Annotated in this window: 20 protein-coding genes, 1 tRNA gene and 1 pseudogene; 14 read left to right on the forward strand and 8 right to left on the reverse strand. The window is 69.8% G+C overall.

The features are described from left to right. Nucleotides 1-129: 129 nt before the first annotated feature. The 3 genes from BM314_RS00475 to BM314_RS00485 are packed head-to-tail and all read left to right on the forward strand — an operon-like array spanning nucleotide 130 to nucleotide 2,455. Nucleotides 130-1,155 (forward strand): electron transfer flavoprotein subunit alpha/FixB family protein, encoded by a 1,026-nt coding sequence (locus BM314_RS00475; RefSeq protein WP_244539814.1) that lies wholly within the window; start codon nucleotides 130-132, stop codon nucleotides 1,153-1,155. Next, entirely contained in the window at nucleotides 1,152-1,934 is a 783-nt protein-coding gene (locus BM314_RS00480; protein ID WP_091976407.1) for an adenine nucleotide alpha hydrolase family protein, read from the forward strand. The genes BM314_RS00475 and BM314_RS00480 overlap by 4 nt, the downstream gene beginning before the upstream one ends. 8 nt (nucleotides 1,935-1,942) lie before the next feature. Continuing rightward, a complete protein-coding gene (locus BM314_RS00485) occupies nucleotides 1,943-2,455 on the forward strand; it encodes a prolyl-tRNA synthetase associated domain-containing protein (RefSeq protein ID WP_091976409.1) in 513 nt (170 codons plus the stop codon). A 35-nt stretch (nucleotides 2,456-2,490) separates the two neighbouring features. Here the strand turns inward: BM314_RS00485 and BM314_RS00490 are convergent, their stop codons facing one another. The 3 genes and pseudogenes from BM314_RS00490 to BM314_RS00500 form a co-directional block, all read right to left on the reverse strand. After that, nucleotides 2,491-3,843 carry an L-serine ammonia-lyase gene (locus tag BM314_RS00490; protein ID WP_091976410.1) on the reverse strand — a complete coding sequence of 451 codons (1,353 nt, stop codon included), beginning with the start codon at nucleotides 3,841-3,843 and terminating at the stop codon, nucleotides 2,491-2,493. Next, nucleotides 3,840-4,427: a sarcosine oxidase subunit gamma gene (locus BM314_RS00495; protein ID WP_091976664.1), complete on the reverse strand. Its 588-nt coding sequence runs from the start codon at nucleotides 4,425-4,427 to the stop codon at nucleotides 3,840-3,842. Before BM314_RS00495 ends, BM314_RS00490 begins: the two co-directional genes overlap by 4 nt. 9 nt (nucleotides 4,428-4,436) lie before the next feature. Next, a pseudogene (locus tag BM314_RS00500) lies at nucleotides 4,437-4,880 on the reverse strand (glycine cleavage T C-terminal barrel domain-containing protein); the annotation flags it as partial. A gap of 590 nt (nucleotides 4,881-5,470) precedes the next feature. Between BM314_RS00500 and BM314_RS00505 the strand changes: the two are divergent. Beyond that, a complete protein-coding gene (locus BM314_RS00505) occupies nucleotides 5,471-5,983 on the forward strand; it encodes a CYTH domain-containing protein (RefSeq protein ID WP_091677196.1) in 513 nt (170 codons plus the stop codon). Nucleotides 5,984-5,997: 14 nt separating this feature from the next. Here BM314_RS00505 and BM314_RS00510 read toward each other — a convergent pair whose 3' ends face one another. Further along, nucleotides 5,998-6,741 carry a dienelactone hydrolase family protein gene (locus BM314_RS00510; protein ID WP_091976412.1) on the reverse strand — a complete coding sequence of 248 codons (744 nt, stop codon included), beginning with the start codon at nucleotides 6,739-6,741 and terminating at the stop codon, nucleotides 5,998-6,000. Nucleotides 6,742-7,104: 363 nt separating this feature from the next. Here BM314_RS00510 and BM314_RS00515 point away from each other — a divergent pair, with 363 nt between their 5' ends. Next, nucleotides 7,105-9,780 carry an excinuclease ABC subunit UvrA gene (locus tag BM314_RS00515; RefSeq protein WP_091976413.1) on the forward strand — a complete coding sequence of 892 codons (2,676 nt, stop codon included), beginning with the start codon at nucleotides 7,105-7,107 and terminating at the stop codon, nucleotides 9,778-9,780. A gap of 231 nt (nucleotides 9,781-10,011) precedes the next feature. Further along, nucleotides 10,012-10,305 (forward strand): hypothetical protein, encoded by a 294-nt coding sequence (locus BM314_RS00520; protein WP_020092140.1) that lies wholly within the window; start codon nucleotides 10,012-10,014, stop codon nucleotides 10,303-10,305. A 173-nt stretch (nucleotides 10,306-10,478) separates the two neighbouring features. On the opposite strand, the gene BM314_RS00525 is transcribed toward BM314_RS00520, so the two are convergent. After that, nucleotides 10,479-10,751, reverse strand: a complete 273-nt coding sequence (locus BM314_RS00525) for a hypothetical protein (protein WP_020092139.1) — start codon at nucleotides 10,749-10,751, stop codon at nucleotides 10,479-10,481. A 511-nt stretch (nucleotides 10,752-11,262) separates the two neighbouring features. Between BM314_RS00525 and BM314_RS00530 the strand changes: the two genes are divergently transcribed. The 4 genes from BM314_RS00530 to BM314_RS31215 all read left to right on the forward strand — a co-directional run bounded on the left by BM314_RS00530 (nucleotide 11,263) and on the right by BM314_RS31215 (nucleotide 16,810). Beyond that, nucleotides 11,263-11,493, forward strand: coding sequence for a hypothetical protein (locus tag BM314_RS00530; RefSeq protein ID WP_091976415.1), 231 nt, complete (start codon nucleotides 11,263-11,265; stop codon nucleotides 11,491-11,493). A gap of 245 nt (nucleotides 11,494-11,738) precedes the next feature. Beyond that, a complete protein-coding gene (locus BM314_RS30070; RefSeq protein ID WP_139237800.1) occupies nucleotides 11,739-12,029 on the forward strand; it encodes a site-specific integrase in 291 nt (96 codons plus the stop codon). 559 nt (nucleotides 12,030-12,588) lie between these two features. Further along, the gene (locus BM314_RS00535) at nucleotides 12,589-13,635 is read left to right on the forward strand and encodes a glycosyltransferase family 2 protein (protein ID WP_091976417.1); all 1,047 of its coding nucleotides are present in this window, start codon (nucleotides 12,589-12,591) and stop codon (nucleotides 13,633-13,635) included. A gap of 700 nt (nucleotides 13,636-14,335) precedes the next feature. Continuing rightward, a complete protein-coding gene (locus BM314_RS31215; protein WP_280142528.1) occupies nucleotides 14,336-16,810 on the forward strand; it encodes a Hint domain-containing protein in 2,475 nt (824 codons plus the stop codon). A gap of 377 nt (nucleotides 16,811-17,187) precedes the next feature. Here the strand turns inward: BM314_RS31215 and BM314_RS00555 are convergent. From BM314_RS00555 to BM314_RS00565, 3 genes are all read right to left on the reverse strand, one after another. Beyond that, a tRNA-Lys gene (locus tag BM314_RS00555) sits at nucleotides 17,188-17,263 on the reverse strand. A gap of 100 nt (nucleotides 17,264-17,363) precedes the next feature. After that, nucleotides 17,364-18,929: a 2-isopropylmalate synthase gene (locus tag BM314_RS00560; protein ID WP_091976420.1), complete on the reverse strand. Its 1,566-nt coding sequence runs from the start codon at nucleotides 18,927-18,929 to the stop codon at nucleotides 17,364-17,366. Nucleotides 18,930-19,198: 269 nt separating this feature from the next. Continuing rightward, nucleotides 19,199-20,140, reverse strand: coding sequence for a hypothetical protein (locus BM314_RS00565; protein ID WP_091976421.1), 942 nt, complete (start codon nucleotides 20,138-20,140; stop codon nucleotides 19,199-19,201). A 194-nt stretch (nucleotides 20,141-20,334) separates the two neighbouring features. Here BM314_RS00565 and BM314_RS00570 point away from each other — a divergent pair, with 194 nt between their 5' ends. The 4 genes from BM314_RS00570 (at nucleotide 20,335) to ubiB (ending at nucleotide 24,769) form a co-directional block, all read left to right on the forward strand. Beyond that, nucleotides 20,335-21,051, forward strand: a complete 717-nt coding sequence (locus tag BM314_RS00570) for a carbonic anhydrase (RefSeq protein ID WP_020092134.1) — start codon at nucleotides 20,335-20,337, stop codon at nucleotides 21,049-21,051. A 115-nt stretch (nucleotides 21,052-21,166) separates the two neighbouring features. Then, a complete protein-coding gene (gene leuB / locus BM314_RS00575) occupies nucleotides 21,167-22,276 on the forward strand; it encodes a 3-isopropylmalate dehydrogenase (protein WP_091976423.1) in 1,110 nt (369 codons plus the stop codon). Between the two features lie 113 nt (nucleotides 22,277-22,389). Then, nucleotides 22,390-23,175, forward strand: a complete 786-nt coding sequence (gene ubiE, locus BM314_RS00580) for a bifunctional demethylmenaquinone methyltransferase/2-methoxy-6-polyprenyl-1,4-benzoquinol methylase UbiE (RefSeq protein ID WP_020092132.1) — start codon at nucleotides 22,390-22,392, stop codon at nucleotides 23,173-23,175. Between the two features lie 31 nt (nucleotides 23,176-23,206). Further along, a complete protein-coding gene (gene ubiB, locus BM314_RS00585; RefSeq protein ID WP_056528937.1) occupies nucleotides 23,207-24,769 on the forward strand; it encodes a 2-polyprenylphenol 6-hydroxylase in 1,563 nt (520 codons plus the stop codon). Nucleotides 24,770-24,779 lie beyond the last annotated feature (10 nt).

Below are 24,779 nucleotides of genomic sequence, written 5' to 3' on the forward strand. Positions count from 1 at the left end.
GGCGCCCCGGCCCCCGGCACGGGCCGGTCCACGCCACGTCGCCGTTGACCAAGCGAGTGTCGCTGGCGTGGCAGCGGGCGGCCGGTCCGGCGACGATAGTTTCGGGGCCTGAATGGCTCCGGAGGTCCCATGCTCGACGTGACGCCGACCCCTCTGCAGCGTCTCTGGCGCGAGCGCCGTCGCGGCTACAGCCTGCCGGCCGAGTTCTACCTGAGCCCCGAAGTCTTCAAGGCCGACATGGCGGACATCTTCGGCCGCCACTGGATCTACGTCGGCGTCGAGCCCGACGTGCCGGAGGCCGGCGACGTCATGGTCGTCGACATCGGCAAGACCTCGGTGGCGATCGTCCGGGACGACGACGGCGCCGTGCGGGCCTTCCACGATAGCGCCTACGATCCCGCCGGCCGGGCCGCCCGGATCGTCGCGGCCCTGACAGCGCTCGATCCGCGCCACGTCCTGTTCCCGGAATCCCTCGACGGCGGCGACGTCGCCCGCCGGGTCGCGGTCCGGCTCGGCGCGCCGCTGTTCACCCAGGCCGAGGGCGTCTCCGCCTCCGGGCTGATCCGCCCGGCGCGGGGCCGCAGCGTCGAGCAGCGGGCCGCGCCCGGGCTGCTCGCCACCGTCGCCCCCGACGCGGTGGCCGAGTATGCCGGCCCGCCCCGGGAGGCGCGGCCGCTGGCGGTCGCGACGGCGGAGCCCGCGACGGCCGGGACGGCGATCCTCTCGGCGCAGCGCGTCCCGGCCGACCCGGCCACGGTGCCGCTCGCGCTCGCCGAGTTCGTCACCGCCGCGGGCAACGGCGTCACCGACCTCGACGCGTTCCGGCAGCTGGTCGCGGCGCTCCGCGCGACCCCGGGCGCGAGCCGGGTCCTGTGCGACTCCGGGCTGATGCCGCGTCGGACCCAGGTCGGCGCCTCCGGCACCGTCCTGGCGGCGACCTGCTACCTCGCCCTCGGCATCTCGGGGGCGCCGCAGCACCGGCAGGGTATCGCGGGCTGCGAGCACGTCGTGGCGGTCAACACCGACCTGCACGCGGCGATGATCGAGCGGGCGGGCCTCGCCATCGTGCAGGACGCGCAGGCGGTCATGCCCGCCCTTCTGCGGCTGCTGGCCGCGGAGGCCGCGGAGGCCGCGCGCCCGGAGGGCAGCCCATGATCGGCGTCGTGCTCCTCTCCGCCGGACGGCAGCCGGTCTCGGGCGCGACGGTCCTGCCGCGGCTGGAGGCCCAGGCGATCCGCCTCGCGACGGGCCTCGGCGAGGCCGTCGGCCTCCATGCCGGGCCGGACGCGGCCGCCGTCGCGGACGCGCTGGGCCACGGCCTGTCCCGGATCGTGCACGTCCCCGTGCCGGCGGGCGTCGATCCGGTGCCGGCCCTCTCCGCCCGCCTCGCGGCGATGGCGCCCGGCCTGATCCTCGCGGGCCGGCGCGGCCAGGGGGGCGACGAGACCGGGATGGTTCCCTACGCGGTCGCGGAGGCCCTCGACGGCCTCCTGATCCCCGACGTCGTCGCCCTCGCGGCCGGCGACGCGGGCGCATTGTCCCTCGACCAGACCCTCGGCCGCGGCGCGCGCCGCCGCGTGCGCCTGCGCGGCCCGGTCCTGGCCACGATCCATCCCGACGCGCCCGCGCCGCTCCCCTTCGCCTACGGGCAGGCGCGGCGCGGCGTGATCGAGACCGTCGCGGGCGACCCGGCCGCGGCCGCCGCCCCCGTCCCGGTCTTCGAGGAACGCCCCTATCGCCGCCGGCCGAAAATCGTGAAAGGTGCGCCGTCCGGCGGCTCGGCGGCGGAGCGGCTGAGGGCGGCGACCGGAGAGGCCGCGTCCGGCGGCGGGCGCCTCCTCGTCCGGCCCGAGCCCGACGAGGCCGCCCGGGAGATTCTGACTCACCTGCGCCGGATCGGCGTCCTCGGTCCGCCGGCCCGCGAATCCCGATGAGGAACCCGATGGCTATGACCTCCGACGATCTCCTGGCCCGGCTGCGCGCGCTCGGGGTCGCCTACAAGCTCTACGAGCACGCGCCGGTCCTGACCGTCGAGGCGATGATGGCGGCCTGCGGCGACATCGTCGGCGCGCACACCAAGAACCTGTTCCTGCGCGACGGCAAGAAGACGCACTTCCTCGTCACGCTCCGTCACGACACCCAGGTGGACCTGAAGGCGTTCCGGGCCGTCCTCGGCGCGCGGGGCGGCCTGTCCTTCGCCAGTGCCGAGGCACTCGGCGAGCAGCTCGGCGTCGCGAGCGGCGCGGTGTCGCCGCTCGCCGCCCTCAACGCCGCGCCGGGCAGCTTGCGGATCTTCGTCCAGGACAGCCTGCTCGCGGAGGCGCGGATCAACGTCCATCCCTTGGTGAGCACGCGCACCCTCAACCTCGCGCCCGACGACCTGCTGGCCGCGCTCCGCGCGGAGGGTCACGCGCCGGAGCCGTTCGCGCTGCCGGGGGCGTCGCAGGCGGCCTGACACGGTCCCCTGCGAGGCCGCGCGGGACGTCGCGCTCAGCAGGCGGCCACGTTGACCGCGAGGCCGCCGAGCGAGGTTTCCTTGTACTTGGCCTGCATGTCGTGGCCGGTCTGGCGCATCGTCTCGATGACCTGATCGAGGCTCACGAAATGCACCCCGTCGCCGTGGAGGGCGAGGGATGCGGCCGCCACCGCCTTGTTGGCACCGAAGGCGTTGCGCTCGATGCAGGGGATCTGGACGAGCCCCCCGATCGGGTCGCAGGTCATGCCCAGATGGTGCTCCATGGCGATCTCGGCGGCGTTGGCGACCTGCCGCGCGTCGCCCCCGAGGACGGACGCGAGCCCGGCCGCCGCCATGGCGGCCGCGGAGCCGACCTCCCCCTGGCAGCCGACCTCGGCGCCCGAGATCGAGGCCCGGCGCTTGATCAGACCGCCGATCGCCGCGGCGGCGAGGAGGTAGTCGCGGCCGCGCGCCTCGCTCCAGCCGGGATAGAAGTCGACGATGTAACGCAGCACCGCCGGCACGATCCCGGCCGCACCGTTGGTCGGCGCCGTGACGATCCGGCCGCCGGACGCGTTCTCCTCGTTCACCGCCAGGGCGAACAGGCTGATCCAGTCCATGATCTCGTGGGCCGGCCGGCTGTTCGTGAGGCGGTTCGCCTCGAGGGTCTCGTGCAGGCGCTTCGCGCGCCGCCGGACCCTGAGGCCGCCGGGCAGCTCGCCGTCCATGCGCAGGCCACGACTGATGCAGGCCAGCATGGCGTCGCGGACGGCGTCGAGCCCGGCCTCGATCTCCGCCTCGGTGCGCAGGGCGCGCTCGTTGGCCATCTGGACCTGCGGGATGGTGAGGCCGGTCTCGGCGCAGATCCGCAGCAGGTCGGCACCGCTCTCGAACGGGTGGGGCACCGCGACGGCGCCGAGGCCGCCGGTCTCCCCCGCCCCCTCCTCCTCGACGAAGCCGCCGCCGACCGAGTAGCAGACCACCTCGTCCAGCACGGCGCCGTCGGCGTCCAGGGCGCGGAAGCGCATGCCGTTGGTGTGGCGGGGCAGGACCTCGGCGAAGTTGAAGACAAGGTCCTTCGTGGTGTCGAAGGCGACGCCCGGCAGGCCGATGGCGCCGGTCTCGGCCAGGGTTCGCGTGTAGCCCGTCACGGCGTCCGGATCGACGGTCGCGGGCTCGTGGCCGAGCAGGCCGAGGAAGATCGCCACGTCGGTGCCGTGGCCGCGCCCGGTCCAGGCGAGGGAGCCGAAGATCTCCGCGGACACCCGCGCGACGCCGGCCCGGCCGGAGACGCGGTCGCGGAAGCGGCGCGCGGCCACCATGGGCCCGATCGTGTGGGAACTCGACGGGCCGATCCCGATCTTGAACAGATCGAAGGCGCTGATCATCGCGCGGCGGCTCTCTCCAGCGGGCCGGCCCCGAAGGCGGCTTCCTGCAGCAAGCCATACACGTAGGTCGCGAAGGACCGCCAGCACTCAACCCGGTATGTCGGGACCGGGCCGGGGCGACGGATCAGCACGATCTCGGCTTTGCCGAGAAGCGTGCGGGTGGCGCTGCCCGCCGGGAAGGCGGCGTCGCCGAGGTCGAGGGGGCAGCCGGCGTTAAGGGCGATCGCGGCCGCGTCCCCGCGGACGTCGATCCCGACATTGCGGTGCGACACGTCCACGAGGGCGTGCGTCCGGCCGGCGAGGTCGGTGCTCACGGCGGCGGCCAGGATGTCGGCATCCGTCTCGGGCGCGCCGATCAGCCACTCGTCGGGACCGAGGCGGGCGATCCAGCGGGTCTGGTCGCCCGACAGGGTGTTGATCGGGCGGTCGAGCGGGAGACCGGCCGCCGGCACCCGGGGGCCGCGCAGGCGCAGGGAGAAGCGCGCCTCGGCTTCGGCCGGCTGGATCAGGAGTCCGGCGCGGACCGGCGCCGCGGTGCGGCCGAGCGGGAGCGTGCGGGCGGTGCGGTAGCGTGCCTCGAGCATGGATGCGCCCCCCTTGGGATCGAAGGACACCGGCTCGGCCACGGTGGCGGTGGTGAAGCCGTCCGGGGTCGTGACGTGGAGGGTCTGGCCGAGCAGGTCGCGCCCGCCCGCCACGAGGGCCAGCGCGATGGAGCGCTCGCAATTCGCGCTCCAGTAGCTCGACGTCACGTGGCCGAGCATCCGCATCGGGATCGGCTGGTTCGGGTCGGCGACGACCTGCGCGCCCTCGTCGAGGACGCATCTCGGGTCGTCGGTGACGAACTCGACGAGCTGCTTGCGGCCGGAGGCGACCACGTCGGGCCGGGCGAGTGAGCGCTTGCCGACGAAGTCCGTCTTCGCCTTGGCGATCATGCCGGCCAGCCCGACATCGTCCGGGGTGACGGTCCCGTCCGTCTCCTGACCGACGATGATGTAGCCCTTCTCGGCCCGGAGCACGTGCATCGTCTCGGTGCCGGGTCGCGAGGCCCTCGCGCAGCTCCAGCCGAAGATCTTGCTCACGCCCGCTACGGTAATACGACACATCTGGTTACGATCTCTGCGATCTATTGCATTTTCCAGTCGTCGATTATTACCCTGAGCTGAGCGAGCCTTTTATCAATGACAATGAAAAACTACCGGTGGGCCCCTCACGGGCTTGCCTTTCTTCGACGCTTTCTGGCGGGAAGACGACACCTCCGGAAGTTTACCGGCATGAATTCACAATGCGCTGCAGCATTGGCACCGATTTAGACAGCGATGAGAACATATTGTGCAGGAACGGCCGCGTTCCTTTGCAGGCGTATCGTTCGCGGCGCCGCCGCTTGTTCTTACGCTCCCACGATCATCGACTCGGTCACGCCGACGGCACGGTTCGCGCCCGGGCACGACGTCGCCGGATCGACGGCGATCCGAGAGGCTGACGATCGTTCTGCCGCAACGGTGAGCGGCACATCTGCGTCGAGGCCGAGTCCCGTTCCCGTGCGTCCGCACCGGATGATCCAGTCCGCCTGACTCGGCGGCCCCGATGGGCTACGAGGCGTCCGGCCGAAGCAATGGACGCGTGGATGCGGTTAGAGATCGAGCGGAAGTTCCTCGTGGCAGGCGCGGGCTGGCGCGACGCGGCCACATCCATTCGGCACCTGAAGGACGGCCTGGTCGGTCATTTCGCGCGCGGAAAGGTCCGGGTGCGGCTCGACGGCGAGCGTGCCTGGCTGACGGTCAAGGGCGCCCGCGAAGGCATCGCCCGCGCGGAGTTCGAGTACGAGATCCCGCATGCCGACGGCGCCGCCATGGTCGATCAGGTGTGCACCGGCAACGTGATCGAGAAGATCCGCTACTGCGTGCCGCACGACGGGCTGACCTGGGAGGTCGACGTCTTCCAGGGGTCGCTGGCCGGGATGGTCCTGGCCGAGGTCGAGCTCGCGCGGGCCGATCAGTCCTTCAGCAAGCCCGCTTGGCTCGGCGAGGAGGTGACCGGCGACCTGCGGTTCCGCCAGTCCACCCTGCTCCATCTCTGCTGCGAGGCCGGCCGGCCGATCACGATGGACGACGTGCTGCGGCTGCCGGTGGCCGCTTAGCGACGCGGCCGCGCTCAGCCCGTGCTGCGCAGGGCGCGGTCGAACAGGGCGCCCATCGCCGCCCAGCCGCGCTCCGCGGCCGCGCGATCGTGGACGGGGAAGTCCGGCATCATCCAGCCGTGCGCGGCGGGATAGGTCTCAGCCGCATACCGGACACCGGCTCGCGACAGCGCCGTCTCCAGCCTCTCGGCCATCGCGGACGGGTAGCTTCCGTCGTTCTCGGCGGCCGCGATATACATCTCGGCCCTCAGCGCGGGTGCCAGACGATGCGGGCTCGCGGGTTCCTCGGTCGCGAGATTGCCGCCGTGGAAGCTGGCGACGGCGGCGAACCGGTCCGGATACGTGCCGGCCGCCGTGATGGCCATGCGGCCGCCCATGCAGAAGCCTACCGCCCCGACCGCGCGCCCCGCGACGTCGTCGCGCGTGTCGAGATAGGCGAGGAGCGCCGCTGTATCGGTCGCGGCCTTGAGATTGTCCGTCGTCGCCATCAGCGGGCCGAGGATCGCTCGGAAATCGCCTTTGAACACGTCCGCAGGAACGAAGGGGCCATAGGGCCCGTAGCGGTAGAAGAGGTCCGGTAACAGAACGAGATAGCCGCCGGTCGCGAGCCGCCGCGCCATGTCGACGATGGCCGGTCGGATACCGCCGGCATCCATGTACAGGATCACGGCCGGCCAGGGCCCCGCGCCGTCCGGCGCGACGACGTGCGTCCCGCATACGCCGTCCTCGGTCCGGATCGCGACGTGCTCGTTGACCATGCTCGGTTCCTCGACGGGGCGCCCACACGTTCTGCGCCCGCCTTCGGAAAACCGCCAGGCCGTCGACCGCACCCCACGTGTCGGGCCGCCGGTCGCCAGGAGCGAGGAGAAGGCCCGTGACCTGATCCGGTCCGGTGGTGCTGCGGCGACGGTCCACGCCTGCGACCGAGCTGTCCCGGTCGCTCCGCCGCGAAGCCAGCTGTCTGACGCGTTCCCGGCGCGGTCCGGCTTCGGTTTACGGGCCGGACGGTATACGGGTCGCCACGGCGGCCCGCGCGGTGACGGCCCCGTCGCCCGCGCCGGTCTCCGGTCTCCCGATTTCACGATCCGCGGGGGCGCCGGCCTCCTCCAAGAAGGCTGCTCATGGACCAAGCGAAACCCCGGCGCGAAACGACGATCGCGCGGGCGGGCGCGGCGCGGACGGGCTACGTCACGGTCCGGGGCGCGCGGGAGCACAACCTGCGCGACATCGACGTGGAGATGCCGCGCGACGCGCTCGTCGTGTTCACGGGCGTCTCCGGATCCGGCAAGTCCTCGCTGGCCTTCGGCACCCTCTACGCGGAGGCGCAGCGCCGCTACTTCGAATCGGTCGCGCCCTACGCGCGGCGGATGATCGACCAGGTCGGCGTCCCCGACGTCGACGCGATCGAGGGCCTCCCGCCCGCTGTCGCGCTCCAGCAGCAGCGCGGCACCCCGAGCGCGCGTTCCTCGGTCGGCAGCGTCACGACCCTGTCGAGCCTCGTGCGCCTGATGTACTCGCGCGCCGGCACCTACCCGCCCGGCCAGCCGATGCTCTACGCCGAAGATTTCTCGCCCAACACGCCGCAGGGCGCCTGCCCGTCCTGCGGCGGCCTCGGGCGGGTCTACCAGGCCACGGAAGCCTCGATGGTGCCGGACCCGTCCCTGACGATCCGCGAGCGGGCCGTCGCGGCCTGGCCGCAGGCCTGGGGCGGCCAGAACCTGCGGGACATCCTCGTCAGCCGGGGCGTCGACGTCGACACGCCCTGGAAAGCGCTGCCCCGGAGGCTCCGGGACTGGATCCTGTTCACGGACGAGCAGCCGCAGGAGCCGGTCTATGCCGGCCTCACCCCGGAGCAGACGCGGCTCGCCCGCCGCCGCGGCCTGGAGCCGAGTTACATGGGCACCTTCACCAGCGCCCGCCGCCACGTGCTCGGCACCTTCACCAACTCGCAGAGCGCGCTGATGCGCCGCCGCGCCGCGCGCTACCTCGTGAGCGAGGATTGCCCGGCCTGCCACGGCAAGCGGCTGAAGCCCGAGGCGCTCTCGGTCACGTTCGCCGGGCTGGATATCGGCGCGCTCTCGCGCATGCCGCTCTCGGCGCTCGCCGAGGCCCTGAGGCCGGCGGCCGAGGACCGGCAGCCCGAGGTCGACGCCGCACCCGCCACCCTCGACCGCGCGGTGGGCCGGAAGGACCGCGCCGAGCGTGCCGCGTCCGGGGGCTCGGCCCATGCGGGCGCGCCGGACGTGCGCGTCACGCCGAACCTGTCGATCGAGAAGCGCCTCGCCGCCCAGCGCCTGGCCTCGGACCTCATCGCGCGCATCGGGACGCTCGCGGATCTGGGCCTGGGCTACCTCTCGCTGGACCGTGTCACCACGACCCTGTCGTCGGGTGAGCTGCAGCGCCTCCGCCTCGCGACCCAGCTGCGCTCGCAGCTGTTCGGCGTCGTCTACGTGCTCGACGAGCCCACGGCCGGTCTGCACCCCGCCGACGGGGACGCCATGCACGACGCGCTGGCCGGGCTGCTCGCCGCGGGCAATTCGCTCTTCGTCGTCGAGCACGACATCGGCACCATGCGCCGCGCCGACTGGCTGGTCGACGTCGGGCCGGAAGCGGGCGAGAACGGCGGCACGATCCTCTACAGCGGGCCGCCGGAGGGCCTGCGTGACGTCGCGGCGTCCCGGACGCGGCTCTACCTGTTCGGGCTGGTGGAGGCGCCCCCGCGGCCGTCGCGGGAGCCCGCGGGGTGGCTGCGCCTCGAAGGCATCGTTCGCAACAACCTGAAGGGCGTCTCGGTCCCCTTCCCGATCGGGTGTCTCACCGCCGTGACCGGCGTCTCGGGCTCCGGGAAGTCGAGCTTGGTCAGTCAGGCCCTGCTCGAGCTGGTCGGCGAGCGTCTCGGCCGGCCGGTGAAGACCGAGGACGAGTCGGACGATCCCCTGGACGAGGTGCCGGGCCCGTCGGAGGGCCGCATCGCCGGCGGCATGGACGGGATCGGGCGCCTGGTGCAGGTCGACCAGAAGCCCATCGGGCGCACGCCGCGCTCGAACCTCGCCACCTACACGGGCCTGTTCGACGCCGTCCGCAAGCTGTTCGCCGCGACCCTGGAGGCTCGGCGGCGCCGCTACGATGCGGGCCGCTTCTCCTTCAACGTGGCCAAGGGGCGCTGCCCGGCCTGCGAGGGCGAGGGCTTCGTCAGCGTCGAGCTGCTCTTCATGCCGAGCGTCTACGCCCCCTGCCCGACCTGCCACGGCACGCGCTACGCGCCGGAGACGCTGGCGGTGACGTGGAACGGGCTGAGCATCGCGGACGTGCTCGCGCTGACCGTCGACCGGGCCTGCGCGGCCTTCGCGGACGAGCCGTCCGTGCTGCGGCCGCTCACCGTGCTGCGCGATCTCGGCCTCGGCTACCTGCGGCTCGGCCAGCCGGCGACCGAACTCTCCGGTGGAGAGGCCCAGCGCATCAAGCTCGCCACCGAGCTGCAGCGCGGGCAGCGCGGCGGCACGCTCTACGTCCTCGACGAGCCGACGACCGGCCTGCACCCGACCGACGTCGACCGCCTCATGGTCCAGCTCAACGGTCTGGTCGACGCGGGCAACACCGTCGTCATGGTCGAGCACGACATGCGCGTCGTTGCCCAAGCCGACCACGTGATCGACATGGGCCCCGCCGGCGGCGACCAGGGCGGCATCGTCGTGGCCGCCGGCCGGCCCGAGGTCGTCGCCGCGGCCGCGGCCGGCCGCACGGCGCCCTATCTGCGCGAGGAACTCGCGACGGTCCGCACGCGGCCGCCGGGCTGAGGTCACCCACCGCGGCCGGCACAGGGCTCGGAGGACGAAGGCGTGCCGCGCGCACACGTCACGCGCCGGGTTGCCGGCAGTGGTCCGACGGTCCGGCCGGTCGATCGTGTTCCGCGTCTTGCGCCCCGAAGAACGCGCTGCGGTGCAGTATCGATTAAAGTGAGGTTTGCGGGATCAGTACTGAGTTGCCGGAGTTTCAACCGTTACTGCTGAATTCTCTGGAGGATCGCTATGGGCCTCACCGCGTTCGCCGTGTTCGTCATTCCGTGGGTCCTGCTCGCGGTGTTCCTCACGCGGTCCCCTTCAACGCTTCGCCTGGGGACCGCTTCCGCGCCGTGGCGGTCCATCCCGACCCACAAGGAGATGGCCCGCGCCAACCGTCACGCGCTGCACCCGCATGGGCAGCGGGCGGGCGAGACGGACGGAGTCTCGGGCCGGGACCAGCGCGGTCGGACCGATCCGCCCGCGGGCGGTGCGCTGGGCACGAGCGTGGAGCCCACGGAGCCCGACGACAAGCTCAGCTAGCAGATCCGCGCCGGGCATTCCGGCCAGACGTCACCGGCCGATCCAGCACCGTCGGCGTGCCGCGCGGCGAGTGGATGATCATGCCCCGACCCGTACCGCGCCGCCGCGGACCCGACTTTCAGGGTGGCCCCCGTGCGGGCCACGGCACCCCGCCGAGCCCGGAGTAGCGCCGGTCACGCGCCCACGGTCGCGTGCGGCCTGCAGTAGCTGTCGCGCACCGCGGGAATGTCGTCGTAGCCGTCGACGGTGCAGAAATACGTGCACACCAACCAAGCGGCCAGGGCGAGGCAGAGAACGCCGTTGTAGACCCACAGGCCGATCACGCGCCGGCTCGGCAGGTTCGGCAATCCAACGACGGAGCCCGGTACCCAGTCGACCGCGAACACGATCGTGCAGAAGGCCCCCAGCACGCCGGCCATCATCACGGCGAGAGCGGTGGATGTCATGTCCCCTCCCGATCCCGCTCTCCGCCGGACATGCAGGGCGTTACGCCGACGCGACCGGCGCGGGCACGACACCTTGGGGCGGACACGCGCAGCCGAACTCCTGTCACAGCTCCCTCCTGACCCTCCGATCCGTGTCACACCAGCTAACCGGGACGGCGCCCCCACGTCGAGATCGGAAAACGCGCCGCACCTTCGTAGGACGCGCCGAAGGCAAGAAAGGTTGGCGGAGTACGCTGCCGAGCGGTTCGGCCATGGTCCTCGAAGGCTCGGTGGGCGCGCTGGGGTTCGAACTTCGGACCCGCTGCGTAAGAGGACGACGCTTCGGGCGCCGAGACGCGCATGTTCTGCTTGCCGGCGTCGCCGACAGCTTGAGCGCGTTCCCGAAATCGATGGACCCGCCGATTGTCCAACGCGGGGCACCGCTGAAGTCGCTCTGCGTGCTTGCCGGAAGTCGCCTCGCCGAACAGACCGCTGCCGCCTCGAACTCTCGGCCGGGAAAGAACGCCTGGTCGTGTTCGACGACTTCCCTGGCTTCGGCCTGCGCGTCGGCGCGGGCGGCTCGCGGCAGCGGATCGTCCAATGCCGCAACGCGATCGGTCAGACCAAGCGGGACACCCTCGGCCGGGTCTTGCTGCTGTCGTCGACCGATGCCTGGCGAGCGGCGAACGAGCGGCCGGTGTTGGCCAAGTCAGGTTGGATCCGCGCGCCGAGGAGCGACGCGTCAAGGCGTGGGCCGTCGTGACGTCCGGGTCGAACACTGAGCAGCCACTTGGAAGCTGCGCGAGCCGCTTCACGCTGTGAGCCGGGCGACAGTCGCCGAGCGCCTCGGGGTGATCTTGAAGAGGAACGAGCCGGACGCGGCGAAAAGGGCGCGGGCCACGCTCTCAGCCATCTATGCGTGGCTGATCGGGAACGGCAGGGCCGAGCCCAACCCCGTAGTCGGCACGATCGAGACGGCTCAGGAGGAGAAGAGCTGCCGGATTGCTCTTGCCCGACGAGATCAAGGCTGCGTTGAAGGCTTGTCGGGATGACGACTTCGGCCGCATCGTCCGCTCGCGAACGCGGACCGGTCAGCGCCGCGAGGAGGTGGCGGGCATGACGCGGGCCGAGCTTGATCTGGCGAGCGGCATCTGGCGACTACCGAGCCAGCGGACCAAGAATAGTCTGCTGCTCGACGTGCCACTGTCCCGCGCCTCGACCTGCTCGCAAACGTCCAGCCCAGTGCTGGCTGGCCGCTCCTGTTCGGTGGGGGCGCCGCCAGATTCTCGGGATTCTTGAACGCGAAGGCCGCGACAAACAAGCGGTCTGGCGTAACGGAGTGGCGGTTGAACGATCTGCGGCGGACGGTGTCCACCGGCATGAACGAGCGGGGCGTGCTGCCTCACGGTGTCGATGTCTACAACCACACCCTCTATAACGTTGAAAGGAGGGTGGCGCTCGATCAGGAGTCGAATTTCTCTCGGCCACACAGTCGTTGCGGACCGCTCAGTCGGTTATTTCGAAACTCCATTGGCAAATGAGCATAGCACTGTTTCCGAAGCTGGAGGCTATTACGGCTGGATTTATAATTTCTGTCACGTAGGGCCGAACATTCGATGGCAATTGGAAAATAATGAAATAATTTTCCTACGCGATGATGTGGGGTTGAGTCGAAAACGGAGAGCTGAGACCGAAAATTAATTTTCTTGATCTGAATTGGCCGCCAACAAATCTTCAGTGAAATTTCCCGTATCCGTATGGGTGATATTTGCCGTATTTGCAGTCGAAGATAGAGTCAGATGCGAATGATTCGCGGCTGGGCCCCCGGGGTTTCAGTGGCTGAACTGGGAGCCGACAGATGGGTGCCAAGAAGCTCGCGATCATTGTCAACTGTTATAATTACGAGAAATATATAGTCGAAGCGATCGAAAGTGTGAGTTTACAACTCCCTGATGACTGTGAACTGGTCGTCGTGGACGATGGATCGACAGATAATTCGTGGACTTTGATTCAGGGCACTGGGGTAAAATGTCTACGTAAGGAAAACGGTGGTCCTGTAAGCGCCTGCGTACTCGGTTTAGATAATACGACAGCGAGGCACGTTCTGTTCTTGGATGCTGACGATAAGCTTTCTTCAGAGTCTTTACGGAAAATTGTCGGTGCATTAGATGAAAAATACTCTAAGCTTCAGTTTCCCTTGTCAATAATCGATGAAAAAGGGGACGAACAAGGTAGAATTTTCCCTGATCTGAGCGCTCAAAAAACCAAAAATTCCTACATTCAGGACATATCTGAAACAGGAGCATATGTTTCGCCTCCGACCTCGGGGAATATTTTTCGAAGAGATGTGTGCGATCTTCTTCGGGAGGCATCCTATGATACGGTGGACGGTGTAATCCTTATCGCGGCTCCGTTCATGGGCGAAATCTACACGTTCAATGAGGCGCTGGGCTACTATAGGGTTCACGATAAAAATATGTCCTCGACCGGGCGCTTGCCTTCAGTCGAGCGGCTTCAATACAGTCAAGAACGATTTTCCAATCGTTTGGAACATTTGAAGCATATACTTTCCGTCAGGAAAATTGACCATGACATAATTGGGAGTCGCAGAAACTATATATACTTGAGAGACCAGATATACATCAATATTGTCTCTGGGGAAAAGCTCACGTTGAAACAGGTAGTCGAGCTGGCGGAATATTTTCCGAAATGGTACGGTTCGGCGAGGAGATTGATGACCTTAAGCGCGGCGATCTCCATGATCTTCTTACCTAATCGTGTAGCAAAACTGATACTTCGTGTCAGGTTGAATGGTAGAACACTGCTCGCCAGAACCGCAAAATCTATCCTCAGTTACGCCCGTGGCGCTATCATCAGGCCGGGGCGCAAGGCTCTCCATGAGTGAAACTGAGCTAAGGTTTCGGCCTTCGAGCGTCCTGTTGATATCGACTGTGCATGGGTCTTCGGCGTCGCAACCCAGGCGTCAAGGTCGCCGCGGCGGATGCCGGACCAGCGCACACTGAGCTGTCGCGGCGGTGGCGCATTGCCTGCCCGGCCGATCCGGCCGCGCTCAAGCCTGACTCCCGGCACAGGCGCTCTTGACGCCGATGGTCAGGATTATCATCGGCAATCGCACCGAGCCGAAGGATCCGCCTGCGCCCCCCGGCTGACAGGAGCCGCGCCGCCCGCGCGCAGACTAAGTTCCCGACCCTGATCCGACCTCAGCTCCGCCGGCATTCGTCGCGCGGGACTTCGCCGAATCCATTCTGAGATATGTCGCACTGCGGACGGGCCACATCCGGATCGACCCCTGCGCTGGGGCGCATGAGTGGCGTGCGAACCAACCTGTCGACCTGTTGATAACTATCCTTCCCAGCAGAGGAGCATGAAAGGCCATCAAATCAGTTTCCATGCCAGATCAGTCTGACTTCCTGTCGCGGAGAGAGCACAACGGGTCAAAAAGCGCTGTCTCGAGCCCGGCGATCACCGATTAGGCGACGCTGCATCCTCGACTCCGAGGGCCTACAGGCGTCACGCTGACGGCAAGTACCTGCCCGCGCAAGATTGCGGCTGACGGGTCGATACGGATGGTTGGGAACGCGGCGATGTCGGGCGGTCAGGGCGGGAGCGGCGCAGATCCGGTCAATGGCACCGGCGGTCAGCCCGGGGCGGACGAGGTGGCGAACGGCACCGGCGCGGCCGGTGGAAACGGCGGCGCTTCTGCCCAGGGGAGCGGCGGAGGTGCGGGCGGTGCCGCAGGCTCGGTCGGAGGCGCCGGCGGCAACGGGGGCGCGGCGGCCGGTGGAACTGTCACCAACACGTCGGGAACGGGTGGCGCCTACTCGACCAACACGGGCTCCAGCTTTTTCGGGGGGGCTGGCGGCGCTGGCCTTGCCGGTCCGAATCCCGGCGACGGCGGCGGCGGCGGCGGCGGCGGCAGCCACGGCCAGTACCTCTCCAACACCGGGAATGGCGTAGGCTTCACCTTTTCGCGGACAGGCGGCACCGGTGGAGCGGGCGGTGCCGGCAACGGGACGGGCGGAGGTGGTGGCGGCGGCAGCGGTGGTTACGGCTTCGTTGAGCCCGGCCCCGGATCCTTCATCGCCAGCGCTCAGATCACCGGCGGAAACGGCGGTGCCGGCGGTGCCGCCGGCGGTCCCGGCGCTTTCGGCGGTTCCGGCGGTGAGGGCGGCATCGGACTTTTCCTCTACGGGAGCACGGGCACCAACACCGGCCAGATCACGGGCGGAAACGGTGGTCTGGGCGGGGCCGCGAATGGTGGCACGGCGGGCATCGCGGGCCAGGGGGGAGCCGGTCTGTCCGGCGCGAACATCGCCATCACCAACACCGGCACGATCTCGGGCGGCTTCACCGGCGGCAGCACAACCGTCCGGGCCGTCGCTATCAACGTCACGGGCGGCACCAACAGCCTGACCCCCAGCACGGGAACGCTGAACGGCGGCCTCGGGATCGCCGGCGGCGCCACGACATTGCGCGTCCTCGGCAACGCTCCCAACAATCTCGGACCCGTAGCCAATGCCGGCACGTTCGACATCTCGGGGACGACGGCCGGTGCCTCGATCACCACGCTCTCGGGCACCGGCGGGACGACGCTCGGTGCGCAGGCCCTGACCATCACCAACGGTTCGACCAGCTACAGCGGCGCGATCTCCGGTACTGGCGGCGTGGCGGTCACCGGTGGCACGCAGACGCTGACGGGGGGCAGCACCTACTCCGGCGGCACCGCGATCGGTTCGAACGGCGGCGCGGTGTCGAGCACCCTTCAGCTCGGCGGTCCGACCTCGGCCGGCACGGGGACGATCACCTTCGGCACGATGTCGGGCACGGCGACAGCGCGCCTCGGGCTCAATGTGGCGGCTCAGCCGACCAATGGTGGCACCTTCGCCAACACCATCTCCAATTTCGGTTCGGGCAACGAGATCGCGCTCGCCGGCCTGACCAACTCCAGCGTCAGCTACAACAGTGCGAACAGCTCGATCACCATCACCGGCACCCACTCCGGTGGCGGGCAGGTGAGCGAGAACTTCGTGCTGTCGGCCCCCCGCACGACCAGCTTCGCGGCGGTGTCGGACGGCCAGGGCGGCACGATCGTGCGCGCCGCTACGGCCCCGAACCCCACGAACCCCTCTCAGCCGGCCAACCCAGCCCCCTGCTACGTGACCGGGACGCGGATCCGTGTCCTGCGCGATCGAGTCATCTCGGACGTGCCGGTGGAGCAGCTCGCGGCGGGCGATCTCGCCATCACGGCTGCCGGTACGCCGCGCCCGATCCGTTGGATCGGCACCCGCGCGTACCGGGGATCGATGGTTCCCCCGGCCGAGCGCCCCGTCCGCATCCGGGCCGACGCGCTAGGCGAGGGCGTGCCCGCCCGCGACCTGTTTGTTTCTCCAGATCACTGCCTGTGGGTGGACGGGCTGCTCGCGGCCGCGGGACATCTGGTCAACGGCTCGAGCATCACGCGTGGCGAGGCGGTGGCGGATCTCACTTACTGGCACGTCGAGTTGGACACGCACGACCTGCTGCTCGCGGAGAATGCTCCGGCGGAGAGCTTCCTGGCGGCGCCTGGCGTGCGTGGGGGCTTCGATGGCGTGCAGGCCCTCGACGTCGGCATTGGGCGCATGCCCTACGCTCCGCGCGCCGAACTCGGCCCCGACTTGGCCGCGCTGCGCGGGCGCTTAGCCCTCCGCGCTGTCTCGTTGGACGGTGCTGCAGAGCCGGGCCCGGTGCGAGCGTGGCTGGACCGATGCGGCGTGACGGGCGATGGCCTGCTGCACGTCGGGGGCTGGGCGCGCGACGAGGCGCATCCCGACACCCCGCTGTGCCTGGACGTGTTGGTGGACGGTGCCGTCGTCGCGTTCGCGGTGGCGGCCGAGTTCCGGTCGGACCTTGCTGCGGCCGGCTTCGGCGACGGGCGATGCGGCTTCGACCTCGGTGTGCATGTACGCCTCGCTCCGCACGTGCATCATCGTGTCGAAGTGCGTCGCTCGGCCGATGGCCTCTTGATGTGCGCCAAGCGGATGGATGCGGCAGGGTCTTGGATCGCGCTGTTGGCAGCGTAGCGTCGATCGGGACATCCAGCGCCGACCCTCAGCCCCGCCGGCACCGCCGCGCGGAGCTTTTTCGGCAGCTTGCGCGGACAGAGGGGAATGTGGGCGAGGCGCAATCGTGCGACGGTGACGATCGTGAGCCAGTCCCCTCCATCGACGCGTATTTTCGAAGCCGACCGTCAGAACTCAATCTTTAAGCGCTGCGATGGCTTGGCGAACCGAATCGTAGCCCTCGGCCGTGAAGCGAGCTTCCGCGGACCTAGCTCGCCCGTCGAGGTTTGGCGAACGGAGAGCGGTTCAACGCTGCAATGAAGATTGTTGGTCGCTTCGCCTTCTTACCCTTCGCTTACCGGGGTTGAGGTCCGGTTCGCAGGAAGTAGGCTAAGTCTTGGTGGGCGCACTAGGGTTCGAACCTAGGACCCGCTGATTAAGAGTCAGCTGCTCTACCAACTGAGCTATGCGCCCGATCGCTTCTGCGACCGCCCGGTGGCCACCAAGTCCGTCCGGGGTGGCGGGCTGATACCAACGCGGCCGGGGCCTGTCCACCCCCGGCAGCCGCTTTTTCTCATTCCGCCGCCGCATGCTGTGCATGCACGCGCACGGAATGGGCCGACAGCTTGTTCAGCGCCGACAGATACGCCTTCGCCGACGCCACGAGCGTGTCCGGATCGGCGCCGCGCGCGGTGACGCTGCGCTCGCCGTCCCGCAGCCGCACCGAGACCTCAGCCTGCGCGTCCGTCCCGCCGGTCACGGCATGGACCTGATAGAGTTCCAGCTGCGCCTGATTCGGGACCAGCGCCGAGATCGCGTTGAACACCGCGTCCACCGGCCCGTTGCCGTCCGCCTCCTCGATCCGCGTGCCGGTCTCGTCGGCGATCCGCAGCGTGGCGCGCTGCGGCCCGCGGGTGCCGGCGATCACCGACAGGGAGACCAGCCGGATCCGGTCATGGGCCGTGGCGAGGTTCTCGTCGACGAGCGCCTCGATGTCCTCGTCGTAGACGTGCTTCTTCCGGTCGGCCAAGGCCTTGAACCGGTCGAACGCGTCCTGGAACTGGTTGTCCGACAGGTGCAGGCCGAGATCCTCCAGCTTGGAGCGGAACGCCGCCCGGCCCGAGTGCTTGCCCATCACCAGGGAGGTCTTGGTCAGCCCCACCGAGGCCGGCGTCATGATCTCGTAGGTCTCTGCGTTCTTCAGCATCCCGTCCTGGTGGATGCCGCTCTCGTGCGCGAAGGCGTTGCGGCCGACGATCGCCTTGTTGAACTGCACCGGGAAGTTGGTAGCGTGGCTCACGAGCTTGGAGGCGCGGGTCAGCATCGTCGACTCGACGCCGGTCTCGTAGGGCAGCACGTCGGCGCGGGTGCGCAGCGCCATCACGATCTCCTCGAGCGCCGCGTTGCCGGCCCGCTCGCCGATGCCGTTGATCGTGCACTCGACCTGCCGGGCGCCACCCTCGATGCCCGCCAGGGAATTGGCGATCGCGAGACCCAGATCGTTGTGGCAATGGACCGAGAACACGGCCTTGTCGGCGTTCGGCACGCGCGCGCGGACGTTCGCGAACATGTCGCGGTACTCCGACGGCGTGGCATAGCCGACTGTATCAGGGAGGTTGATGGTCGTGGCGCCGGCCTTGATCGCCGCCTCGACGCAGCGACACAGGTAGTCGAGCGGCGTGCGGGTCGCGTCCATGGCCGACCACTCCACGTCCTCGACGAGGTCGCGGGCCTGGGCCACGGTCTTGAGGATGATCTCGACGACCTCGTCCTGGCTCTTGCGCATCTGGTGCGCGAGATGGATCGGCGAGGTCGACACGAAGGTGTGGATCCGCGCGCGCTTGGCGTGGCGCACGGCCTCGCCGGCCCGGGCGATGTCGGCGGGGATCGCGCGGGCGAGTCCGGCGATTGTCGCGCGCTTGGTCCTCCGGGCGATCTCCGAGACCGCCTCGAAATCGCCGTTCGACGCGATGGGGAACCCGGCCTCGATGATGTCGACGCCCATCGTGTCGAGCAACTCGGCGACCGCGAGCTTCTCGTCGAAGGTCATGGTGGCGCCGGGGCACTGCTCGCCGTCGCGGAGCGTCGTGTCGAAGATCAGGATCCGGTCGCGGGCGGAAGCGGTGCTGGTCGTAGTCATGGCATTACCCTGTCGCGGGCCGCCCGGCACGTGATGGCGCGGCGCGGCGTGGTGCCCTCGCGGGCGGAATCGCGAATGAAAGAACTCCCCTGAAGGCCCAGGCGCGCGCCCGGACGGCCCTCAGGGGCGGGTAAGCAGAAGCGGAAGAAGGAGCCCGGAGCGGCGCGCACGGGACCGAAGCGCCGTAGAGGCGGCGCGGGCGGTCTCGATCGCTGAGCCGGCTCTGGCCAAGGCTCGTCTCTCCTGTCGGCGACCCGCGCGGGACGTTCTCACGGCGCGGTGCCGCCCGTAGGTATCCCCGGATCGACCGGAACACAAGCGAGACCGGCGCGTCCGGAGGCGCGGACCGGGACGGGCGCGGCCGGCGCCTCCGCGAGGATCGCTGCCGCGAGATCGTCGTAGAACAGCATCTGCCCCGCGGCCCAGACCTCGAACTCCGCCAGCAGCGTCGGGTCGAAGGCGGTCAGGTGGCCGCCGGCGATCCGGATCCATCCCGCGGTCTCGGCCTCGCCGAGCAGGTTGCCGACATGCGCCCGCGACACGTCCAGCCGCTCGGCGAGGCTGCGCAGGCTGAGCGACACCGCCGCCGGCGCGCCGGGCACCGTGGCGGCATAGTGGGCCCCGACCAGGGCCGTGAGCAGCGGGTAGCCGCAGTCCCGTCCGGCGAAATGGAGCACCCGCGGGAACGGCGCGATGAGCGTGCCGTGCCGCAGCACGTGGGCGGCCGAAAGGCGCACCAACTCCCCGAGCCGGTCGGGGCCGTCGAGCATCCCGGCGCGGCCCGGGTCGCGACGGGTCACCGCGTCCATGGCGGCGACGAACAGGCGCCCGCTCCGCGCGATCTCGGTCACCAGGGCCGGCGCCGCCTGCAGGCATTTCACGCGCCCGTCGCCCCGATCCGCCACCGCGGTGACGAATCGCCCGGCCTTCAGGGCCGACACGAAGCCGGCCGTCTGCCTCGGGCTCGATCCCACCATCGCCTGGAGGACAGTCAGGGTGGGGCGGGGACCGCCGTGGTGCCGCCACGCGTAGTCGTTGTGGATCAGCATGAACGAGACCACGTAGCGCCCGATCTGATTGAGCAGCTTGTGGTTCGGCCAAACAATCTGCGCCGGTTCGATCATGCCCTGGCAGTAACCGGCGACAGCCAGGCGGAAATCGCGCTCGGATCGAAGCAGAGCGATCCGCGCCCGGAAATGATCGTCCAACATCCGCGCCCCGACTCAGCCGGATCCCGACCGAAGGGATGCCGCGCGCCCGGCCTTCGGTCCAGGATTTCCTGCAAAGTTTGGACTCGGTGGTGAAGAACGCGCCGGGATACGACTCGCAGTGCTTGTCTCAGCGCTGCCGGAGCGAGCGGTCCGCCGGGCCTGGCCGGCGTCAGATCCGAAGGGGACCGTCCACCGTGTGCGATCTGCATCGACCCTCTCTCTCCCGGCGCGGCCTGCTGGCCGCGGCCGCGGCCGGTACCGTGATGGGGGCTTCCGCCGGGATCCGGCGGGCCGAGGCGGCCCCCGACGGCGCGCGATCGAACGCCATCACGCCCGAGGCGGCCCTCACGCGGCTGCGCGACGGCAACGGCCGCTACGTCGCCAACACGTCGACGAACCGGGACTTCTCGGCCGGTCGCGCCGCGCGGGCCGCGGCGCAGTATCCGATCGCGTGTATCGTCGGCTGCGCCGATGCCCGGGTCGCCCCGGATTTCATCTTCGACCAGGGACCGGGCGATCTGTTCGTCGTCCGCGTCGCCGGCAACTTCGTCACCACCGACGGTCTCGCCAGCCTCGAATACGGCGTGTCGGTCCTGGGCGCGCCGCTGATCCTCGTCCTCGGCCATTCCGATTGCGGGGCCGTGAAGGCAACGATCGACGTCATGAAGACCAACGCGTCGCTCCCCGGTCATCTCCCCGTGCTGATCGAGGCGATTCGCCCGGCGGTGGATCTGGCCGAAAAGGCGCGTGCGCAGGATCCCCTGGCCGAGGCCGTCGCCCAGAATGTCCGGCACAGCGTCCGGCGCCTCGAGCAGGCCGGCCCCATCATCGCGGAGGCCGTCGCCGCCGAGCGGGTGAAGGTCGTGGGCGGCTTCTACGACATCGGCACCGGCCGGGTCGTGATCCTCTGACCGCGGTGCCCGATCCGTCCCGGCCTGCGGGCCGGCGCTTTGCCGAAGCTTGCCAATGACGGTGCAGCCTCGATAAAGCCCGCCGGCACGTCGAGACCGAACCCGCGAGACCGTCATGGCCAGCTACAAGCTCCTGCTCCTCCCCGGCGACGGGATCGGCCCGGAGGTCGCCGGCGGCATGCAGGTGGTGCTCGACACCCTCAAGGAGACCGGTCTCGCGACCTTCGAGACCGAGACCGACCTCGTCGGCGGCAGCGCCCTCGACGCGCACGGCGTCCCGCTCGCGGACGCGACCCTGCAGCGCGCGAGGGACGCGGACGCCATCCTGCTCGGCGCGGTCGGCGGACCGAAATGGGCCGGTGTCGCCTACGAGAACCGCCCCGAAGCCGGCCTGCTGCGCCTGCGCAAGGAGCTGGACCTCTTCGCCAACCTGCGGCCCGCGATCTGCTACCCGGCGCTGGCCGAGGCCTCGGCGCTGAAGCGCGAACTCGTCGAGGGGCTCGACATCATGATCGTCCGGGAGCTCACCGGCGGCGTCTATTTCGGCGAGCCGAAGGAGATCACCACGCTGGAGGACGGCTCCAAGCGGGCGGTCGACACCCAGGTCTACACGACGGCTGAGATCGAGCGGATCGCCCACGTGGCCTTCGACCTCGCGGGCAAGCGCTCGGGCCGGGTCGCCTCGGCCGAGAAGCACAACGTGATGAAGTCGGGCGTTCTCTGGAAGGAGGTCGTCACCAAGGTGCACGCCGCGCACTACGCCGACCTGCAGCTCGAGCACATCCTCGCCGACAACTGCGCCATGCAGCTGGTGCGCCGGCCCAAGCAGTTCGACGTGCTGGTGACCGACAACCTGTTCGGCGACGTGCTCTCCGACATCGCCGCCATGCTCACCGGCTCGCTGGGCATGCTGCCGTCGGCCTCCCTCGGCGCGGTCGACGCGAGCGGCCTGCGCCGCGCGCTCTACGAGCCGGTCCACGGCTCGGCGCCCGACATCGCCGGCCAGGACAAGGCCAACCCGATCGCCATGATCGGCTCGCTCGCCATGTGCCTGCGCTACTCCTTCGGCCTCGGCGACGCGGCCGACGCCCTCGACGGCGCCATCACCGACGCCCTCGCGGGCGGCGCGCGCACCGCCGACATCGCCGGCGAGGGCACGAACCCGATGGGCACGCGCGCCATGGCCAGCGCGGTGGCGGACGCGCTCCGCACCCGGGTCGGCTGAGACACGTCTTCGGCGCGTCGCAGCACCGGGGTCGGTCCCCAGCCGCGTGTTTCGACGCATGGCGGTCGGGCGCGACCTTCGCTATGACGCGCCCATCGAGGATTGGGAGCGTCATGAAGGCCGGAGACGGGGCGTCTGAGCGCGCGAGCGCGGATTTCGGCTTCGAGCGCGTGGCGCTCGACGAGAAGCAGGGGCGCGTCGACAGCGTCTTCCACTCGGTCGCCCGCCGCTACGACATCATGAACGACCTGATGTCGGCGGGCCTGCACCGGGCCTGGAAGGCGCAGCTCGTCTCGATGCTGCGGCCGCCGCAGAACCGCGCCTTCGCGCATCTCGACGTCGCCGGCGGCACCGGCGACGTGGCCTTCCGGGTGCTAGCCGCGGGCGGTCCGCGCACCCGCGTCACCGTCCTCGACATCAACGAGTCGATGCTGCGGGTCGGCGCCGAGCGGGCACGGGAGCGCAAGGTCGACGAGGCCGGCGACCGGATCGCCTTCGTGACCGGCAACGCCGAGGCGCTGCCGCTGCCGGACGCGTCCTTCGACGCCTACACGATCGCCTTCGGCATCCGGAACGTGCCGCGGATCGAGACGGCGCTGGCCGAGGCGCGGCGGGTGCTGAAGCCCGGTGGGCGCTTCCTCTGCCTGGAATTCTCGGCCGTCGACATCCCGCTGCTCGACCGCATCTACGACGCCTACTCGTTCAACGTGATCCCGCGCATCGGCGCCCGGGTGGCCGGGGACGCCGAGTCCTACCGCTACCTCGTGGAGTCGATCCGGAAATTCCCGACCCGCGGCGCCTTCGCGGGCATGATCGAGCGCGCGGGCTTCCGGCACGTCACCGACCGGGCGCTGACGGGCGGGATCGTGGCGATCCATTCGGGCTGGAAGGTCTCTTGACCGCCGCCGCGCGCGACGGGAGCCAGCACCGGTGATCAGCGCCGCCGTCAACCTGTTTCGCGGCGCGCGGGTCGGCTTCGTGCTGGCCCGCGAGGGCGCCCTCGCCCTCGTCGACCCCTCTGAGCTGCCCCCGCACCTGCGCCTCGCCCTGCGGATCGGCCGCTCCCTCGAGCGGCCCGGCCTCGACGACGGGGCGGCCCGGCTCTCTGCGGCGATGACGCGCCTCGGCCCGTCCTACGTGAAATTCGGCCAGTTCCTGGCGACGCGGCCCGACATCGTCGGCATGCGCGCGGCCTTCGACTTGGAGAAACTGCAGGACCGGGTGCCGCCCTTCCCGCAGGCGGTCGCGCTTCGTACCGTCGAGGCCGCCCTCGGCAAGCCCGTGAGCGCCCTGTTCGTGTCGTTCAGCGAGCCGATCGCCGCCGCCTCGATCGCGCAGGTCCACAAGGCGATCGTGCAGGATCCCGACGGCACGCAGCGCGCCCTCGCCGTGAAGGTGATGCGGCCTGGCGTCCGCGAGCGCTTCATGCGCGACCTCGAGGTCATGCGCTTCATGGCGCGGGTGGTGAACGCCCTGTCGCCGCAGGCGGAGCGGCTGCGCCCGCGCGAGGTGGTGGAGATCCTCGCGCGCTCGGTGCTGATGGAGATGGATTTCCGCCTGGAGGCGGCGGCCGCCTCCGAGCTCGCCGAGAACACCAAGGACGATCCGGACTTCCGTGTGCCGAGGCCGGAATGGGAGCTGACCGCCCGCGAGGTGTTGTCGGCCGAGTGGATCGAGGGGACCCGCCTGCACAGCGCCGCGGAGCTCGCCGCCCGGGGGCACGATCCGCAGACAATCGGCCGGACCGTCATCCAGAGCTTCCTGCGGCACGCGATCCGCGACGGCTTCTTCCACGCGGACATGCACCAGGGAAACCTGCTGGTCGATGCCGAGGGCCGGCTGGTCGCGGTCGATTTCGGCATCATGGGCCGCCTCGGCCCGAACGAGCGCCGGTTTCTCGCCGAGATCCTGCTGGGCTTCATCCTGCGCGATTACCGCCGGGTGGCGAAGGTCCATTTCGAGGCGGGCTACGTGCCGGCCCACCACTCCGTGGAGGATTTCGCGCAGGCGATCCGCGCCATCGGCGAGCCGATCCACCAGCGCCGGGCCGACGAGATCTCGATGGCCAAGGTCCTGACCCTGCTGTTCGACGTCACGGCCCTGTTCGACATGAGCACCCGCACCGAGCTGGTGATGCTCCAGAAGACCATGGTGGTGGTGGAGGGCGTCGCCCGCTCCCTCGACCCGCGCCTCGATATGTGGACCACGGCCGAGCCGGTCGTGCGCGCCTGGATCGCCCGCAACATGGGGCCGGTCGGCCGGGCGCAGAGCGGCCTGGACGCCCTCAAGGTCGTCTCCGACGTCGTCGGCGACATCCCGGACCTTGCCATGCGGTTGAAGCGCGTGCTGGTCCGCCTCGACGAGGCCGGCACCGGCGATGCCCGCCGGCTGGAGCGCTTCGCCCGCAACGAACGCTACCGCGCGATCTGGTCGACGCTGGCCCTGTGGGGCATCGCCGTCGGCGCGCTGATGCTGGCGTTCCGGGGTCTCTGACGCGGCACCA

Origin of the sequence: Methylobacterium sp. 13MFTsu3.1M2, from assembly GCF_900112625.1 — a bacterium.
GTDB lineage: Bacteria > Pseudomonadota > Alphaproteobacteria > Rhizobiales > Beijerinckiaceae > Methylobacterium.